This window comes from Alteromonas sp. KUL106 (assembly GCF_009811415.1).
Taxonomy (GTDB): Bacteria; Pseudomonadota; Gammaproteobacteria; order Enterobacterales; family Alteromonadaceae; genus Alteromonas.
In genome coordinates this window covers 72362-91381 of sequence record NZ_BLIG01000044.1, presented here as the reverse complement: position 1 = coordinate 91381, position 19020 = coordinate 72362, and the positions used below count along the sequence as shown (strand labels likewise).

Genomic DNA, 19020 nt, shown 5'->3' with positions numbered 1-19020 from the left:
TTAACAGATGTACGCATTGGACGTTACGCACTGTGTCATAGACAAACAAGTAGTTTTTATTATTACTTCGATACTGTCGATTTATGGCAATACCGGCTTCTTTTTTATTAACTAAAATGAGTGTGCAAACTGTAGTGAGTGATATTGAATCTAACGCCAGCAAAAAAGTAATCGTCGGGATGTCCGGCGGTGTCGACTCGTCTGTTTCGGCCTATCTGCTTCAACAACAAGGTTATCAGGTTGAAGGGCTTTTCATGAAAAATTGGGAAGAAGACGATAACGATGAATACTGCGCTGCGGCAGAAGATTTAAAAGATGCACAAGCCGTGGCCGACAAACTTGGCATTGAACTGCACACCATTAACTTTGCTGCCGAATACTGGGATAACGTGTTTGAGTATTTCCTAGAAGAATACAAAGCAGGCCGAACGCCTAACCCAGACATCATGTGCAATAAAGAAATAAAGTTCAAAGCGTTTCTTGAATTTGCAGCAGAGGATCTTGGCGCAGACTATATTGCCACCGGTCACTACGTTCGCCGCCGAGAAGTCGACGGTAAATGGCAAATGCTGCGCGGTCTAGATAACAACAAAGACCAAAGCTATTTTCTTTACACGTTAGGAGAAGAGCACGTAGCTAAGACCCTCTTTCCTGTTGGCGACATTGAGAAGCCTTTAGTTCGCAAAATTGCCGAAGAACAGGGCCTTATCACTCATGATAAAAAAGATTCTACGGGGATCTGTTTTATTGGTGAACGCAAATTCAAAGACTTCCTAGCTCGTTATCTTCCAGCGCAACCCGGTGTTATCGAAACCGCAGAGGGCGAAGAAATTGGCCAACATGAAGGCTTGATGTATCACACGTTGGGCCAGCGTAAAGGCCTACACATTGGTGGTATGGCGAAATACGGTGACGAACCTTGGTATGTAGTAGATAAAGATGTTGCTCGCAATGTGCTTATCGTGGGCCAAGGCGCAGACCACCCTCGCCTGTATTCAAAGGGCCTTATCGCTAAGCAACTTCACTGGGTGGACAGGAAAACCATCACCGAGCCCATGCGCGCCGTGGTAAAAACCCGTTACCGTCAGGCCGATATTCCTTGCACTATCACGCCAACAGATAGCGACACCATTGAAGTCATGTTCGACGAACCACAAAAAGCGGTTACGCCAGGTCAGTCAGCAGTATTCTACATTGATGAAGTATGCCTTGGTGGCGGTATTATTGAGAGTTATATTCGCTAATGTTAGATACAGACATCGAAAACAACCTGGCCCTTGCTGGAGTATGCCAAGCAGCTGCTCTGGTTCAGCAGCTTGCACGGCGAGGTTCAGCAGACAGCGAGGCTGTAGAGGCCAGTTTATCAAGTATCCTGGTCACTGACCCAGAGACCCCTCAACATGTATTCGGTCAACTTGGTAATTTAAAAACAGGTTACACGGCACTCGCAGCGCAGCTGTCTGATAAGCAAGCGACTAAAGATACAGAACTTACCCGTTATATTGCCAGCATTCTTGGATTAGAACGAAAGCTCGCTAGAAAGCCGAAAGCCATGCAAGAACTTGGCGAGCGCATTTCACACGTCCAACGCCAGCTTGCTCACGTCGATTTTCAAAATCCACAAATCGTTGCCTCTTTAGCAAGTATCTACAGCGATATTATTAGCCCACTTGCACCGCGTATCCAGGTAGCGGGCAACCCAGATTATTTGAGCCAACCTGCTACCCAACATAAAGTACGCGCACTTTTACTTGCAGGCGTTAGGGCTGCGGTAATGTGGCGTCAGATGGGCGGCAAGCGAAGAAACATTTTATTTAAACGCAAACACATTCTTAACAGTGCTGTTAAGGCACTACGATTAATAAACTAGTGAGGAGCTTAAGGTGGAACTGAGTCAGTTAACTGCAATTTCCCCTGTCGACGGTCGATATGCTGGCAAAAGCGTAGAATTACGCAGTATTTTCAGTGAGTACGGCTTATTAAAATACCGTGTAGAAGTAGAAGTACGTTGGTTACAAATGCTTTCTGCTAACCCACAAATTGAAGAAGTTCCTGCCTTTACAGACAAGTCAAACGCACTGCTTGACAAGATAGTCGCTGAATTTAGCGTTGAAGATGCCATGCGCATCAAAGAAATTGAGCGTACTACAAACCATGATGTAAAAGCGGTCGAGTATTTCTTGAAAGAGAAAGTGTCCGACAACAGTGAACTGTCTGCGGTAAATGAGTTTATCCACTTTGCTTGTACGTCTGAAGATATTAATAACCTTTCTCACGGTCTAATGCTCCGCGAAGCTCGCGAAACGGTTATCCTTCCTTATTGCGATAAGCTTATCGAGGCATTGATTGAACTTGCTAAGCGTTATCAAAACGTGCCTATGATGGCACGTACACACGGTCAGCCTGCCTCCCCCACTACCATGGGTAAAGAAATGGCTAACGTGGCCGTACGTTTAAAACGTCAGCGTAGTCAGATAGCCGGCGTAGAACTACTCGGTAAGATTAACGGTGCTGTAGGTAACTACAATGCGCATTTGTCAGCTTACAAAGATGTAGATTGGCACAAGGTTTCAGAAGAATTTGTTACCTCACTCGGTCTTACTTGGAACCCGTTCACAACACAAATCGAGCCCCACGACTACATTGCTGAAATGTTTGACGCGATTGCCCGCTTTAACACCATCCTCATTGATTTCGATCGTGATGTTTGGGGTTATATTGCACTTGGTCACTTTAAACAAAAAACCGTAGCGGGTGAAATTGGTTCATCAACAATGCCGCACAAAGTTAACCCTATCGACTTTGAAAACTCAGAAGGCAACCTAGGCCTGGCAAACGCTATTTTTGGCCATTTAGCAGCTAAGCTTCCTATTTCTCGCTGGCAACGTGACCTTACTGACTCGACGGTACTTCGTAACTTAGGCGTGGGCGTGGGTTACGCTGTCATTGCTTATCAAGCAACGCTAAAAGGGATCAGCAAGTTAGAGGTGAACGAAAAAAGCCTTCTTAACGAACTAGATAACAACTGGGAGCTGCTTGCTGAGCCAATCCAAACGGTCATGCGTCGTTACGGCATCGAAAAGCCTTACGAAAAACTTAAAGAGTTGACCCGCGGTAAGAAAGTGAATGCCGAAGTTATTGCTGAATTTATCGATAACTTAGACATGCCAAACGCTGCGAAAGAAGAACTCAAAGCGTTATCGCCAGCAACGTATATTGGCGATGCAATCAGGCTGGTAGATCAGTTATAAGCCACTACGCTTTGCACTAGACTCAAAAACGCGGTCGTTAACACCGCGTTTTTTTATGCGCAAATGTAAAGTATAAAGACGTGCTATCAGCACACAGGTTGAGCGCTAGTGCACTCGGTTTTCGGTCTCACAAATGGTTTGGAGCATGTAGATGGAATTACACAACACGGAAAAAGTCAGACTGGGGTCATGCGATAGAGATGAAAGCGTCGCACCAATGCAGAGTACACAATTACCTATGGGCTTACTGACATCAGCTAGCGGCTCGTTGATCGCGCATCAGCGTATGCAAGAAGCTGTTGTTATATTTTCCGATTTGACTGGGTTCCAACCGCTATCAAAAAAGTATGGTGACATTACGTGCACCAATGTTGTACAAACGCTTTTCGGTAAATTTGATAGTGTTGCCCACTCTTTGGGGGTTACGCCTCTTAAAACAAATGGTGATCAATATATAGCTGTTTGCCTTCCCAAAAACGAAGACCTGTTCTCAATTCGCAGCCTTGTTGTTAGAGCTATTAAGTTTTCTGTGATGTTGCGCAATATCGTGAGTTGCAACGCGATGCTGGTTTCATCGTCTTGCTTTCTTCGCGTAGGTGTTGCCACAGGCACTGTAATTTCTGGTTATCCCGCTCGCCCTAATACGGGTTTTGATATTTGGGGCAATACAGTAAATAGAGCTGCAATGCTAGAGCAGTATACCGCGCCAAATACAATTGCGATTTGTGAAGACTCGTTCAACCTGTTTAATAACAAAGGTCTCGAGACAAAAAACGCAACTACGATCGAAGATGTGTACAGTAAGAGTCAGCATGACGGGCATGACTGCGGTATCACTTTCCAATCCATTCAGCTAAAAACTAAAGTAGCCGTTATTCGCGCCTTTATTGGCTAGGGGCTGAAATTCATTTTCCCAAAACAACGAATGCTGTAAGAGGAGTTATTTGACTCGGCAAACTGCAGCCTAAGAACCTCTCTTTACCTATCCGTTGGCAGACTTTTTTCACTTGAGTTTTCTGAATGCGCGGTATTGATACCAATCCGCATAGATAATTACCCATTCAGCGAGAGTTAAAATGTACGTATTCGTGGCGTGTTACCGCAGGTATAGTGGTTCTACATCAAGGTGACACAACAAAGAGTACGGACATTTTAAACTCGCCCTTCTGAGTGGGCAATTATCTATGCGAATTGGTACAATACTCCTTTTAATATTTGATAATGCCGACAAATGAATAAAGACCAAACCAATACGTTGGCTGAGAAAAGAGATGCTATGCGCAAAAATGACAATACGTACTTTATTGATGCACAAACAGGTCAAGGGTTTGATGCTGACATTTTCCTGAGAGACTACTGGCAGCAAAAACCCGTTGTAATTAAGCAACTCTTTGAAGACTTTTCTGACCCAATCGATGAAAACGATCTAGCGGGGCTTGCGCAAGAGCCGGAAGTCGATGCTCGCATAATTAGTAATGTGCAAGGTAAGTGGCATGTCGAGCAAGGCCCTATCGCTGATTTTGTTACCGCCTGTCAGGGAAAGTGGACTTTACTAGTCCAAGGGGTAGACAAGTATGTGCAAGATGTCACTCCTATTTTGGAACCCTTTTCTTTTATTCCTAACTGGCGGCTAGACGACTTAATGGTGAGCTATGCCACAAACGGAGCGGGTGTCGGGGCTCACATTGATCAATACGATGTATTTTTGGTCCAAGGAAAAGGCAAAAGACGTTGGCGAGTGGGCAAACCTGCAGACTACAAGGAAGTATTTCCGCACCCCAAGCTAAGACAGATCGAAGGGTTTGAGCCCGTAATCGACGTGGTTGTCGAAGCTGGCGATGTGGTTTACGTCCCACCCGGTTGGCCCCATGACGGCGCGACCATTGAAGACAGCTTAACCTACTCGGTAGGCTACCGCGCGCCAGACAACCTTCAGTTAGCGGAAAGCTTAGCGATGATGCTAGACAAAGGTGCGCATAATTATCGTTTTACTGATGCAGGGCGTACCATTCAAAGAAGTCGAGCCACGGTAAACCCAAGTGATGTTGCAGCACTTAAACAGCAACTTATCGACGCTATCAACGGTGAAGATTTTACCTTGGCGCTTTTAGAAGCAATGAGTGAGCAAGGTATACCTGAATATCCGCTAGATAATTCTGTAACACTAGAGCAAGTTTCAAATGAGTTTGCTGCGGGCATCAGTTTTATTCCAGCCCCCGGCGTACGCGCTTTGATTTGTGACGGTAAACGAGGCCTACCACGAGCACTCTACGTCAATGGCAGTGAGTTTAGGTTTGCTAAGAGCGATCAAGAATGGTTTGAAGTGTTAGCATCAGGTAGCGTTTTAAATGCGATGTGCTGTCAAGATGCCCCTTCTTTTACATTTTTAGATACCTTAACTACACTTATAAATAACGGATATTGGGAATGGTTAGAGAATTAACAGGAAAATATGGCGTTTACAATACAAAACGTCGATTGGGAAAAGGATAAACATCGACTAAAAGCACTTAGGGAACATGTATTTGTTTTAGAGTGGCGCGTACCCCAAGCGAGCGAGTTCGACGAACACGACCGCACTGCGCGCCATGTGCTTATTGTGAACGATGAAAACGAACCAATAGCTACCGGGCGCTTAACTAAAAAAGGCGAACTAGGCCGAATAGCGGTTAAGCGCTGTCACCGAACACTCCCCGTATATCGCGCACTTTTTGAAGCGCTAATCAAAACAGCAAAGCAAGCAAACGTCCCCTTCATCAAAGTGATTTGCAACTTAGAGAGCGTGTCATATCATCAGTCAATAGGGTTTGAACCTGACGGACAGGTGTTTATGGATGCGGGAGTACCTCGTCAAAGACTAAAGTGCCCGGCAGAACGATTTCCGCTGCCGGACGTTACGCAGCTACATTAGATTGACTGGTAAGCCTCTTCTTTTTTTACTGCGCGAATCATTATTAGACTGAGCACAAATAGTTACATTTTAACCATTGGCAAATAAAGTAACCCAAGCGATACTGATAGCATGTTTATTTATTATGCCGAGAAAAACTCATGCGTATATTAAGACTTACTCTTGGAGCCATCTTGTTTCTTGGCGGAATTATTTTGACGTTACTGCCAGGTTCCATCCTTTTCGTTGTTGCTGGTTTAGTGCTGTTGAGCTACGACTGGCCAAGAGCACGCGGTTGGCTCAAGTACAGCCAGCGAACCATGACGTCAGGTGCTCGAAAGGTAGACCGCTTTTTACTTTTGAGAAAGCTTCGTTAGCATTCAAGGCCATAAGCATTGCTTGCGGCATTTAAGCAGCGCCCTCATGTATCTTTCGCCGTGTCAACGGCGGTTAACCTCATTTTTTATCGCAACAGGCTAGCCATTAAACGTATGTAAATGCGCGACGATGCAATGCATGTTAACGTAATCTAAAGTATAAATTGCGAAGCCTTAAACAATAAAAATAGAGGCGTATATCTTTGTATGTTCAGCATCTTAGATAGTTCGTATTATCAGGCAATGTAACCGTATGGATATGATGTTGCATAGTGCGTAGATTCCGCACTGCGCAGTTTGGGTAGGCCATATTTGAATAATCTGGTTGACGTCATATCTTTCGCTTACCTATGGAGACAAGACCATGATCACGTTTACCGTTAATGGTAACAAACACGAATTTTCCGGTGACCCATCTACACCCGTGTTGTGGTACCTTCGTGACGAATTAAATCTCACAGGACCTAAGTTTGGCTGCGGTATGGCCCAATGTGGCGCCTGTACTGTACATATTGACGGCATGGCACAACGTTCATGCGTATTGCCGGTATCCGCCGTACAAGGCAGAAAAGTTACTACGATTGAAGGACTAAGCGAAAATGGTGACCACCCTGTTCAAAAAGCGTGGGTAGAGCATAAAGTCCCACAGTGTGGTTTCTGCCAATGTGGGCAAATTATGCAGGCTGCTAGCCTTTTGTCCACTAACCCAACACCAAGCGATGAAGAAATTGTACAGAACATGTCTGGCAACATCTGCCGTTGCGGTACCTACCCTCGTATTCACAAAGCCATTAAGTCAGCATCAAAATCGATGAGCGGAAATGCAGGCGTTAGCTACTTTGACCCAACTCAAGCGGGAGAAGAAGCATGAGCGGAAATACCTATTTCGATATGAATCGTCGCAGCTTTTTAAAATCGACAGCAGCAGCGGGCGCGTTAGTGCTTGGTACCTATTTCATGGGCAGCGCACCTCGTGCTATGGCAGGCGTTTTGGCTAAGCCTGCCGACAATGCCAAGCAAGCAAATTTATTTATCGCGCTTCGCCCCGACGGCATGGTTGAAATAACCTGTCACCGCAGTGAAATGGGTCAGCAGATCCGTACCGCTATTGCACAAATTGTTGCTGACGAAATGGAAGCAGCATGGGACAAGGTCATTGTTATTCAGGCTAAAGGCGACCCAAAATACGGCGACCAAAACACAGATGGCTCGCGCAGTATACGCTTCAATATGCAGCGCCTACGTGAAATGGGCGCAAGCGTTCGCTACATGATGCAGCATGCTGCCGCAAAGCGTTGGGGCGTTGAGCCAAGTACTTGTGTTGCCGAGCAGCATATGGTGACGCATACCTCGGGTAAAACCTTTGCTTATAAAGACCTAATCAATGATGCTCTCACCATCACGCCGCCAGAAGCGGATCAGCTTAAGCTAAAAGACAGAAAAGAGTGGCGGTATATCAATACGGGTATGGCGCATATCGACCTTCAAGATATCGTTACGGGTAAAGCAACCTTTGCTGCTGACGTGCGCGAGCCAAAAGCGCTAGTTGCTATCATAGAACGCCCACCTGTCGTAGGCGGCAAAGTGAAAAGCTTTAATGCAGAAAAGGCCAAAGCCGTGAATGGCGTTGTCGACGTTATCGAAATGCCAGCACCCAAAGGAGCGCCTCAGTTTCAGCCGAAAGGTGGCATAGCTATCGTTGCCCAAAATACGTGGGCTGCATGGCAGGGCAGAAAAGCGCTTGAAGTGACTTGGGATGATGGCGCTAACAGCGACTATAACTCAGAGAATTTTAAAGATCAGTTACTCAGTACAGTAAATACCCCACAAGCGCTAGTGAGAGAAAAAGGCGATGCGTTGAGCGTTTTAGAAAAAGCCAGCGACAAGCTTATTGCTGACTATTACATGCCACATCTTGCACAGGCACCTATGGAGCCACCATGCGCTACGGCGATGTACTACAACGATCGTGTCGACGTCTGGGCGGCAACACAGAACCCGCAAGCTGACATGGAAACCGTAGGTGCAATGGTTGGCATGGACAAAGAAAAAATTAATGTTCACGTGACCATGTTGGGCGGCGCATTTGGGCGTAAGTCCAAGCCAGACTTTTCTGCTGAAGCGGCGTACCTCTCAATGAAAACAGGCAAACCAATTCGCGTTCAATGGACTCGTGAAGATGATATCCAACACGGTTTCTATCACGCGGTGTCTGCACAGCATATTGAAGCTGCACTTGATGAAAACGGTAAAATTGACGCTTACCTTCACAGAACGGCGTTTTCGCCCATTGCCTCAACCTTTCAAGAAGGTGCAAATGCGCCATTTAGCTTCGAGTTAGATTTGGGCTTTACTGACAACCCAATTCTTACGCCAAACATGAAGCTGGAGCGCGGTGAAGCGCCTGCAAAAGCCCGAATTGGTTGGATGCGTTCGGTATCAAATATCTTTCATGCGTTTGCTGTACAGTCGTTCATCAATGAAGCAGCACACAAAGCAGGCAAAGATCCAAAAGACTATCTATTAGAAGTCATTGGTCCTGACAGAATTTTAGATGTGACCGAGCAAAAGGCCGAATACAACAACTATTGGGGTGACAAATCGGTATATCCTCTGGATACCGGGCGCCTGCGTAATGTTATCGAGAAAGTATCTGACATGGCTAACTGGGGAAGAGAAATGCCGAAGGGCCGTGGCCTGGGCATTGCTGCACACAGAAGCTTCTTAACTTACGTCGCAACTGTAGTGGAAGTTGAGGTATCTGACGCTGGCGACCTTAACGTGATTAAATCATGGGTAGCCATTGATGCAGGTACTGTAGTTAATACTGATACGGTTAAAAACCAAACCCAAGGTGGTTCGGTGTACGGTATTACTACCGCTATCAGCGACGGTATTACCTTTGATAAAGGCCGCGTACAGCAAAGTAATTTCCACAATTACCGCGTACCACGCATGAGCGACTCACCACTTGAAGTAGAGGTTGAGGTGATTGAAAGCGATGCTCCGCCAGCGGGTGTGGGTGAACCTGCAACACCTGTATATGCACCAGCGCTATGTAACGCCATCTTCGCTGCATGTGGTAAACGAATTCGTCAGCTCCCTATTGGTAACCAACTAAAGGCGTAATGCACTCGCTAGTTTCGGCTTAGTCGCTGAATTGTTCAATGAGTACTAACGCTACTTAAATCGAAGTAACCATACCAGAAAGGGTTAACACGCATTGTGTTAACCCTTTTTTATAGATATACGCTGTTCTCGGTTGCGTCTTAATAATGGCGGGAAAAAAAAGAGGTCAAAATGACCTCTTTTTATTCAACCTGTATCTGAGCGTTTACTCTTATTGCCTCTTATTGCCTCTTATTGCCTCTTATTGCCTCTTATTGCTACTGACTTTATGAAGCCCAAACTGAAAGTTATTTTGTAAACTTTCACAATAAAAAATTAACTTTCAAGAATGCCGAGTAAATGCGTGTCTTAAATGACCGGGGAATACTTACTCGTAGTTGCGTTCCATCCACATCAACTTCATTTTAAGATCATTGATTTCTTTCTGCGCTTCCGCCAACTGCTCTACCACAGAGCGTGACTGCATAGTATTTTCTTCGGATTTATTTACTGAAAGTGTGCTGTCGTTATGTGCCATGAGAGTTCAACCTAATGAGTAAGTAAGCTATTAACCAATATGTAATTCACTTTGTAATATTACATTTTTAATTACAAAAAGTCATGCTGTAAAAGCGCAAAAGTGCATACTTTTGCTAAATAACCAACGTTTATTTGAAAAATATAACAGCCACTGAAACCCAGTCCTCAGGCACTACTTCTGCCTAGGCAAAATCGACACAAAAAAAGAGACCCTAAGGTCTCTTTCAAACATCTTTCTAGCGTGGCGATACCGTTAAAAAACGGTTAACCGTGCTTTTCCGCAAGGTAAAGCCAAGTTTCAACCACGGTATCAGGGTTAAGTGATACTGAATCGATACCCTCTTCTACTAACCAGGCTGCGAAATCTTCGTGGTCTGACGGACCCTGACCACAAATGCCCACGTATTTACCGCGTTTCTTCGCAGCTCGAATCGCCATGGAGAGGAGTGCTTTCACCGCTTCGTCACGCTCGTCGAACAAGTGCGCGATCAATCCACTGTCGCGGTCTAGACCAAGGGTTAACTGCGTTAAATCGTTTGAGCCAATCGAGAAACCATCGAAGATATCCAGGAACTTATCTGCCAGCAAGGCGTTTGAAGGTAGCTCACACATCATGATAACGCGAAGGCCATTTTCTCCTTTTTTAAGGCCTTGTTCTTCAAGAAGCTCTATGACTTTTTGACCTTCTTCTAACGTACGAACAAACGGGATCATGATCTCAACATTGGTTAAGCCCATTTTGTTACGAACACGCTTAATCGCTTCACACTCTAACGCAAAACAATCGCGGAAATCTTCAGAAATATAACGGCTTGCACCGCGGAAGCCCAGCATCGGGTTCTCTTCATCTGGCTCGTATTGATAACCACCAACCAAGTTAAAGTACTCGTTTGATTTGAAATCTGACATACGAACAATGACTTTCTCTGGCGAGAACGCTGCACCAATGGTTGAAATACCCTCTACCAATTTCTCGATATAGTATTCAGTCGGTGACTCGTAACCGGCGATCATGTCGTTAATTTCTTCTTTCAACTCTTCAGGCTGGCTGTCGAAATTAAGCAATGCTTTAGGGTGTACACCAATCATACGGTTAATAATAAACTCGAGGCGAGCAAGACCAACACCGGCATTTGGCAAGCGAGCAAAATCGAATGCACGGTCAGGGTTACCTACGTTCATCATCACTTTTAGCGGTAGGTCGGGCATGGCATCGATACGCGAAGTCACAACGTCAAACTCAAGTTCGTCACCGTAGATAAAGCCTGTGTCACCTTCAGCACACGAAACAGTGATCTTATCGCCAGTTTTAATGCTGTCAGTCGCGTTACCACAGCCAACAACAGCTGGAATACCTAACTCACGTGCAATGATTGCCGCGTGACAGGTACGGCCGCCGCGATTAGTAACAATAGCAGACGCCTTCTTCATGATGGGCTCCCAGTCAGGGTCTGTCATGTCAGTTACCAGCACATCACCTGCTTGGATTTTGTCCATCTCTTCGATAGAGTCTAAGACTTTTGCAACACCAGCACCGATTTTGTGACCAATTGCACGGCCTTCACATACGATGTTGCTTTGACCTTTAAGCTGAAAACGCTCAATGCTTTGTGAGTCTTCACGGCTGCGAACCGTTTCAGGACGAGCCTGAACGATGTAAAGTTTGCCGTCTGCGCCATCTTTTGCCCACTCAATGTCCATAGGACGCTTGTAGTGATTTTCAATGATTTGCGCCTGCTTAGCCAACTCCATCACTTCGTCGTCAGTCAATGAGAACGTTTTGCTGTCGGCAGCATCAATATCTACAATGGATACTTGTTTACCGTGTGCTTCATCATCTGAATACACCATTTTGGTTAGCTTGCTACCAAGGTTACGACGAACAATAGCAGGCAGGCCTTTATCGAGAGTTGGCTTGTGAACGTAGAATTCATCAGGGTTAACTGCGCCCTGCACCACCATTTCACCTAAACCAAATGAACTGGTAATAAATACCACATCTTCAAAACCAGACTCTGTATCAATGGTAAACATAACACCCGAAGAGGCGATGTCGCTGCGAACCATGCGCTGAATACCCGCTGAGAGCGCCACACCTTTATGGTCGTAGCCCTGATGCACGCGGTAAGAAATGGCACGGTCGTTAAATAGTGATGCGAATACGTGCTTAATTGCTACAAGTACGGCGTCATAACCTTTAACGTTAAGAAACGTTTCTTGTTGTCCTGCAAATGACGCGTCTGGCATATCTTCTGCGGTTGCTGATGAGCGTACTGCAAATGACGCCTCTTCACCTGCGTCGCCCTGAAGCGTCACAAATGCCGTTTTGATTTCTTCTTCTAACTTGCCTTGGAACGGCGTGTCGATGATCCACTGACGAATGTTTTTACCGGCTTCAGAGAGTGCATTAACATCGTCTACGTCCAGCGAATCTAAAACTTCGTGAATTCTCGCTTCTAAACCACTTTGCTCTAGAAATTCGTTGAATGCTTCGGCGGTAGTTGCAAAACCGCCCGGCACCTGCACTCCGGCGTTAGCCAGGTTTGAAATCATCTCGCCTAATGATGCATTTTTGCCGCCTACGCGACCTACATCATGCATGCCCAGTTCTTGATACCAAAGTACGTATTCTTGCACAGCCCAAGCCTCCAGCTTTTTTAATGTGTAGGGTATGAGGTACGTTCCAGGTTTGTGCTTTTTATTACCTGAAACACTTCAAATTTAAGTCGATATGTGGTGAAAACCATCAGTAAAGCTGTCCATTACGTTTGACAGCAAACCTATTGATATTTGCGGTCATTCACAAGAACCGTGTAGCTTTTCGACGAAATCATCTTAGAATGGGGGAATTCGGAATGTAAACCCTTTATTACTTTTGTAATTAAATTACACCAATGTTAAGGAATTGTTGTGCGTACAGCTTTTTATATATCAGATGGCACCGCCATCACTGCAGAGGTCTTTGGCCACGCCCTGCTTTCACTATTCCCTGTTTCTTTCAATCACAACACCATCCCATTTGTTGAAACTGAGGAACAGGCACATAAAGTTTTGCAGCAAATTTCTGAAAGTTTTCAAGACACCGGAGAAAGGCCGCTCGTTTTTTATACAATTGTGAATGTAGATGTGCGCAAAATTATCTCCAAATCAGTAGGCATAAATTATAATTTCCTTGACCAATTTGTGGCCCCACTAGAAAAAGTATTGGGTGTTCCCTCAAAACCAGAAAAACATCGAACGCACAGTATCCACGAAACCACCTATGACATCAGAATAGAGGCCGTAAACTACGCATTGGCCAATGACGATGGTTCTAACCTAAAAGACTACGACGAAGCCGATATTATACTTACCGGCGTGTCTCGCTCGGGAAAAACCCCAACAAGCCTTTATTTAGCCCTTCAATACGGAATAAAGGCAGCAAACTATCCTTTTACAGAGGAAGACATGGGCGACATGCTGAAGCTTCCCCCTGCTCTGCGCCGATTTAAGCATAAGCTATTTGGTCTAACGATTGCGGCCGATAGACTGCACCAAATACGGTCTGAGCGACGAGCAAACAGTAAATATGCCTCATTACCACAATGTAGAATGGAGCTTCGTGAAGTTGAGAATCTGTATAGAAAGGAAAAAATTCCGTTTTTGAATAGCACTAAGTATTCAATCGAGGAAATTTCAGCAAAGATTCTAGCCGAAACTGGGCTTAAACGTCGTAAATACTAAAAAGTATAAAATTTCTGGGGACGTCACTGTGCCTTATCGAGTAGTAAACAGGCGTTATTACTCGATAAAGCACTATCTAGATTGAACGCTTCAGGGGATTAACGGCGCTACTTGGTTAAAACGGGCATGTTTTACTACGACCTCGCCGGCAGTACGTCCTTAAGTTCATCCAAATAAGATTCAAACGGTTTCCACTGCCCCATCCCCGTTTTATAAATAGGCTGACGAACCTGTTCTGAACTAGGTGTCTTGATGACGCGTTTGGTTTTATGAAACGCTAAACACGCCTCTTCAAAGGTTAATCCACAGAACGCCAGAATGCGCTTAACCTGCGCTTCTAAATCGTCAAGAACCTCTTCGTGCTGAACCGTTAAAATCTCGCCAGGTAAGACTGAATGCCAGTGGTCCATTAACTTTTCATAGGCATTGTAGTATCGACCAATATCATTAAGCGAATAGCTAAATTCCTGGCCTTCGCCGAAGAGTTGTTTAAAGCCACTAAAACAGCAGTCCATAGGGTTTCTTCGTGCGTCGATAATTTTAGCGTTAGGCAATATCTTTTTAATCAGCCCAATATGAATGAAGTTATTCGGCATTTTATCAATGAAAAAAGGCGCGCCTTGTCGATATGCCCGGGTTTGTCTTAAATATTGTTCGCCCAGCTTTGATAAGGTTTCGTTACTCAACGCTGAAACATTTAATGGATAAGGCGTAGCCTGATGACTAAGTGAGGACGCAATTCCTAGTATGTCGTGCAGTTCCATCGTGCCGTCAACTTGAGAGTGCGATGCTAAAATTTGTTCTAACAGTGTGGAGCCTGCACGTGGCAAACCAACGATAAAAATAGGATCGGCCGCCTGGCAGCCCTGTGTTTTGTTGAAGCATCCCTTTGTAAAAGCCTGTTGTTGCGCCTGCAACGCTTTTTCAGTTTTAGCAATGTCGAATTGCAGGGTACGCTTTTTACGCCTATTACCTCGCTCGTAGTAAGCAAATGCGCGGGTGGGATCTGCACTATCTTCAAACCCCTTTCCTAACGCAAAACAAATATGAATTTCATCATCCAGTTTTGTCGCTTCAGCGTCGACCAGCAAGATCATTTTCGCAAGTAGCTCATCACTAAACCGATAGGTTTTTGTGTTGGCTAGGCTCCAGTAGGCATCGCCAAAGTCGTCTGCAAATACAATGGCGCGTTCGTACGCATTTACTGCCTCCCTTGTATCCCCCTTCGCTTTTAATGCATGGCCTAACGCGACCCAGACTGCAGGCCTATCTTCGTTTTCACTTAGAAGCTCTCGATAGATATCAATAGCCTGTTCTAATTCACCCACACCAACCAGTGCATGGGCCAAGCCCACTTTTACGGTAAAACTCTCTGGTGCATATTGCAGACGCTTTTTTGCAACGGAAACCGCATCAGGAAATTTACCCAACTTAGATAATAAATTCTGGTAAGCGGCGGCAGCTCTGTCGTTATCTGGGTATAAGGTTACACAGCTTTCTAATAAAAATTCAGCATCGCTATATACTTTTAATTGAATACCGATTTCCGCGAGCAACATCATGGCTTCTGGATGATGCTCATTACTGGCCAGAAATTGTCGACATACTTGTTCAGCTTTATGTAACTGCCCTTCGTGCATCAGATCTGTAGCGCCTAACAATGCTCTGGGCAGAGAGGTAAGAAATGCAATTTGCTGCTGACATAGCGCTAACGCTTGAGATTGATTATCAGCCTTATACATTTTTTCAAGCTGAAGCCATGCCGTTAACAAAGCTGGATTAAAGCGTGTAGCTTGGTAAAAACTGTGCGCCGCCCTCTTCCGGTCAGAAGCCAAGTAACAATAGCCCAATTCTTGAAAGGCGCGAGCATAATCAGGAAAGTAGGAGATAAGTTCGTTTAACGTTTCGATGGCGCTATTCACATCTGCCAACAGGCGATATGCCACCGCTTTTAAGTAAAGCACCTCTTTGAGGATGTGTTGACTCACCCTCATGTCTTCTCTTGTGCGTCGCAGTATGTCATTGCAGCCAGAGATAACGGCTTGATGCTGCGACTGCATAAGCCATTGCTTCAACTGCTGTATTTCTTTTTGTTCTTCCAGTGTCATTAAAAACGCCTGTTTTAAAATCAGCGTAGAATAAAAAACGGCGAACTCAATGAGTTAGCCGTTTCAAAATTGAGGCTCACGCGCTTTCAAATGATAAACTCAAGTAAAGCGCAATGCCCCATGAACGTTATTTGCTAATCAAAAATCGTGAGATTAGCTCGACTCACTAGCCTTAATAGTAATCGTATGAGAAACGAAGACCAATAGTACGCGGTCGATTGGTAACCACTTTCGGCGTAAATTGTTGCGTATCAATATTTAAAATTGCACGCTCGTCAAATACGTTATCAATGTATAGCTCGGCTTTCCATACGTCATTTGTCACACCGACCGCAAGATTGGTCAAAATGTAAGACTCTTGTACATAACGACCGCCACGGAATGTTTCACCATTCGCATCAGCGTAAGTCACGCCTTCGAACACGTCAGCTTCTTGTTCAATTTTAAGACCTGATCCCGTGCCATAAATAAGCGACGTTGCATCTTCCATAACGTACGCGTCCATCACCATTCCCGCCAAGCGGTCACCGGTATAGCTCACCGACCCGTTGACGTATCCACGTTTACTACCTTCAAGCTCAAAGAAATAGCGCGCATTGATGTTTCCAGAGAACTTCGCTGAGTATGGAAGTTCTGAACCCACTCCTGCCGCAATGCCTTCAAGTTCTGAATTCACGCTAGTAAGCTCGGTATCAAGTACACTAAACGCAGCATTAATGACAAGGTCGTCTGTGGCAAGCCACGTCATGTCAGCGTCAATACCTTTTATCTCAGCATCACCCACATTGTCGGTAAAGACTAAGAACGAGATATTAGTAGGGTCGAAGCGCGACGTTTGCAAATCTTCAATTTCAGAATAATAGGCTGTTGCGTTCACGCGGAATTGACCGTCAAAGAAGTCACCCTTAAGACCCAATTCGTAGTTATCTAGCGTATCTGTTGTTGAATAAACAGGAATTCGGAAGTTTTCAAACTTACCAGACTGATTGGTAGCCAGGCCTCCCCCCACACGGTTAGTAACAGGTGGTCGGAAACCTTCTGAGTAGTTGGCGAACAGTAAAATGTCTTCGTTTACTTTCCAGTCTAACGAGTACTTGAAGATTGTGTCGTCTACTGTAAGTACGCCGTTGTCATCAAGTAGGCTTACTTCTAATTGCCCGCTTTGAATGGCTGCTGCTACTGCATCGGGGTCCAAGCCTACCGCCGCAAGCTCATCAGGATTTTGCGTACCAAATGCACGAATACGTCGCGTCACATCAACGGTTGACGTTGACCCCACGTAGATATCGTCAATTTCATACCAACGCGCGCCAATGCTTGCGGTTAGGGTGTCAGTAATGTCGTATTCTAGCTGACCAAATACAGCAATCTGCTCAATTGTGTGCGTGATGTCGTTGATAAAGCTCACTTCCGAAGGGAAAGGACCACCATCACTGTTGATACCTTCATTACCCACTAATGTGCGTTGAAGATTATCGAATCCAAATGTGCTCATTTCGGTGTTGGCGATCTTGAACTGACCTACGGTAGACACCTCTTGCTCATCATAGAACAACCCCGCAGTCACGCGCCATGGCGTATCCATGGTTGTATTGAAACGAATTTCATGCGTATTACGGGTAGAAGACGTGTCTTCTTTGTAATATTTCGTTGGATCTAGACAGCGCTCGTCAGCGGTATTATCGGGCGTATCGTAATGGTTACACACGTAATAAGCAGAGAATAAACCACCGTTTGTATACCCTGTGTAGTCTGCTAACGTATCGATTTCACGGTCTAAATAGCCCCCAGTATAAACCACGTTCAGCTTCTCTAAACGCCCTTCAAGTGTCCATGTGGTTAAGCCAAATTCGTCTCTATTTTCTTCTTGTTGGAAACGTAGCGCAGAAGTCTCACCATCAAGTGTTGGGTCGTATGCAAATACCCCCTCTGTGTCCAATGTCTGCTGAGTGTGCTGTACAAGCAAATCCCAGTTGTCATTAAAGTGGTAAGACAAACCAAAACGTGCACCTGTGTAAGTCGCATCGTTAAAGTCTTCTTCTACGAGCGCGTCATTTTGTGGAGAAACGACAGCGGCTTCAGAGTTGGAATTAATATTGGGGTTTGTGATTCTGTTTGCATCCATACCCACCGGATCAGCCAAAGGCCCGCCTGAAATGCGATCAATAACCACAGCGCTGCCAATGTAACCCCCTTCTCCAGGTACATTCATGACATTGTCTATCCAACCGCCTTGTTTATCGTTGTATGCGGCGACACGTACAGCTAAATCGTCGGTAAGGGGCATATTAAAATACGCTTGCACCGAGTTACTCATTTCACCGTCTTTAGTAAAACCGATGTTTGTATCGAAACCTGCGGCGAAACTCGTGTGTTCCGGTTTATTGGTAATTAAACGAATCGTTCCCGCTTGAGAACTAGCACCAAATAGCGTGCCCTGCGGTCCAGGAAGCACCTCCACACGTTGAACATCAGTGGCGTAGACATCTAAATTACGTCCAGCCATAGAGACTGGCATTTCATCAAGGTAGAAGGCTACTGATGGCTGTAGCGCCTGTACCGACGACAACATGATATTAGATTGGGTTGTTGCTGCACCGCGAATGTAAATTTCATTCTGTCCCGGGCCTGTTCCTTGGAAAACCACATTTGGCAAAAATTCGACATAATCTTGGAAGTTGTCTATTCCAAGATTTTCTAGCGCTTTACCGTTCAGCGCGGTCACCGCGACAGGAACGTCTTGAATTGATTCCGTGCGTTTAGTGGCGGTAACTTCAATTGTTTCAAGTTTAGCGGGCGCTTTCGATTCTTGCGCGGCTAAGGGAGTGGTAGCCAGTGCAGCGACAATGGCACAGCTAAGCTGAGTTTTTCGCATTTGTGTGTATTTCCTTCATTCGTTTTTTGTTTTCTAAACTGTGTTTAGTTAAAACACATACCAATTTGGTCATTTATTAAAATACACAATAGAATTATAATTACTACTCTAACGATTATATTTTAATCAAAAAAACATGAAAGATTAA

14 protein-coding genes are annotated in these 19020 nt (G+C 45.1%); 10 read left to right on the top strand and 4 right to left on the bottom strand.

From position 1 onward, the window contains the following. The first annotated feature begins 116 nt into the window (after positions 1-116). The 9 genes from mnmA (at position 117) to GVO63_RS15260 (ending at position 9647) form a co-directional block, all read left to right on the top strand. The gene (mnmA, locus tag GVO63_RS15300; protein ID WP_159581020.1) at positions 117-1244 is read left to right on the top strand and encodes a tRNA 2-thiouridine(34) synthase MnmA; all 1128 of its coding nucleotides are present in this window, start codon (positions 117-119) and stop codon (positions 1242-1244) included. Then, positions 1244-1870, top strand: coding sequence for a high frequency lysogenization protein HflD (hflD, locus tag GVO63_RS15295; protein ID WP_159581018.1), 627 nt, complete (start codon positions 1244-1246; stop codon positions 1868-1870). Before mnmA ends, hflD begins: the two co-directional genes overlap by 1 nt. Positions 1871-1883: 13 nt before the next feature. Continuing rightward, a complete protein-coding gene (gene purB, locus GVO63_RS15290) occupies positions 1884-3251 on the top strand; it encodes an adenylosuccinate lyase (RefSeq protein ID WP_159581016.1) in 1368 nt (455 codons plus the stop codon). A gap of 151 nt (positions 3252-3402) precedes the next feature. Further along, the gene (locus tag GVO63_RS15285; RefSeq protein WP_159581014.1) at positions 3403-4146 is read left to right on the top strand and encodes an adenylate/guanylate cyclase domain-containing protein; all 744 of its coding nucleotides are present in this window, start codon (positions 3403-3405) and stop codon (positions 4144-4146) included. 336 nt (positions 4147-4482) lie between these two features. Continuing rightward, positions 4483-5694 carry a cupin domain-containing protein gene (locus tag GVO63_RS15280; RefSeq protein ID WP_236552174.1) on the top strand — a complete coding sequence of 404 codons (1212 nt, stop codon included), beginning with the start codon at positions 4483-4485 and terminating at the stop codon, positions 5692-5694. A 9-nt stretch (positions 5695-5703) separates the two neighbouring features. After that, positions 5704-6162 (top strand): GNAT family N-acetyltransferase, encoded by a 459-nt coding sequence (locus GVO63_RS15275; protein ID WP_159495352.1) that lies wholly within the window; start codon positions 5704-5706, stop codon positions 6160-6162. 140 nt (positions 6163-6302) lie between these two features. Beyond that, positions 6303-6518 (top strand): PGPGW domain-containing protein, encoded by a 216-nt coding sequence (locus GVO63_RS15270; RefSeq protein WP_159495351.1) that lies wholly within the window; start codon positions 6303-6305, stop codon positions 6516-6518. A gap of 364 nt (positions 6519-6882) precedes the next feature. Continuing rightward, complete coding sequence (locus GVO63_RS15265) at positions 6883-7389, top strand: (2Fe-2S)-binding protein (protein WP_159581012.1); 507 nt, start codon at positions 6883-6885, stop codon at positions 7387-7389. Continuing rightward, a complete protein-coding gene (locus GVO63_RS15260; RefSeq protein WP_159581010.1) occupies positions 7386-9647 on the top strand; it encodes a molybdopterin cofactor-binding domain-containing protein in 2262 nt (753 codons plus the stop codon). The genes GVO63_RS15265 and GVO63_RS15260 overlap by 4 nt, the downstream gene beginning before the upstream one ends. 367 nt (positions 9648-10014) lie before the next feature. Here GVO63_RS15260 and GVO63_RS15255 read toward each other — a convergent pair whose 3' ends face one another. Both GVO63_RS15255 and ppsA read right to left on the bottom strand, forming a co-directional pair. Further along, positions 10015-10164: a hypothetical protein gene (locus GVO63_RS15255; RefSeq protein WP_159495348.1), complete on the bottom strand. Its 150-nt coding sequence runs from the start codon at positions 10162-10164 to the stop codon at positions 10015-10017. Positions 10165-10430: 266 nt separating this feature from the next. After that, positions 10431-12803 carry a phosphoenolpyruvate synthase gene (ppsA, locus tag GVO63_RS15250; RefSeq protein WP_159495347.1) on the bottom strand — a complete coding sequence of 791 codons (2373 nt, stop codon included), beginning with the start codon at positions 12801-12803 and terminating at the stop codon, positions 10431-10433. Positions 12804-13076: 273 nt separating this feature from the next. Between ppsA and GVO63_RS15245 the strand changes: the two genes are divergently transcribed. Further along, on the top strand, positions 13077-13889 hold the full coding sequence (locus GVO63_RS15245) for a pyruvate, water dikinase regulatory protein (protein ID WP_105931135.1): 813 nt from the start codon (positions 13077-13079) through the stop codon (positions 13887-13889). Between the two features lie 134 nt (positions 13890-14023). Here GVO63_RS15245 and GVO63_RS15240 read toward each other — a convergent pair whose 3' ends face one another. After that, positions 14024-15997 (bottom strand): tetratricopeptide repeat-containing sulfotransferase family protein, encoded by a 1974-nt coding sequence (locus tag GVO63_RS15240; RefSeq protein ID WP_159581008.1) that lies wholly within the window; start codon positions 15995-15997, stop codon positions 14024-14026. 172 nt (positions 15998-16169) lie between these two features. Next, complete coding sequence (locus tag GVO63_RS15235) at positions 16170-18872, bottom strand: TonB-dependent receptor (RefSeq protein ID WP_159495345.1); 2703 nt, start codon at positions 18870-18872, stop codon at positions 16170-16172. Positions 18873-19020 lie beyond the last annotated feature (148 nt).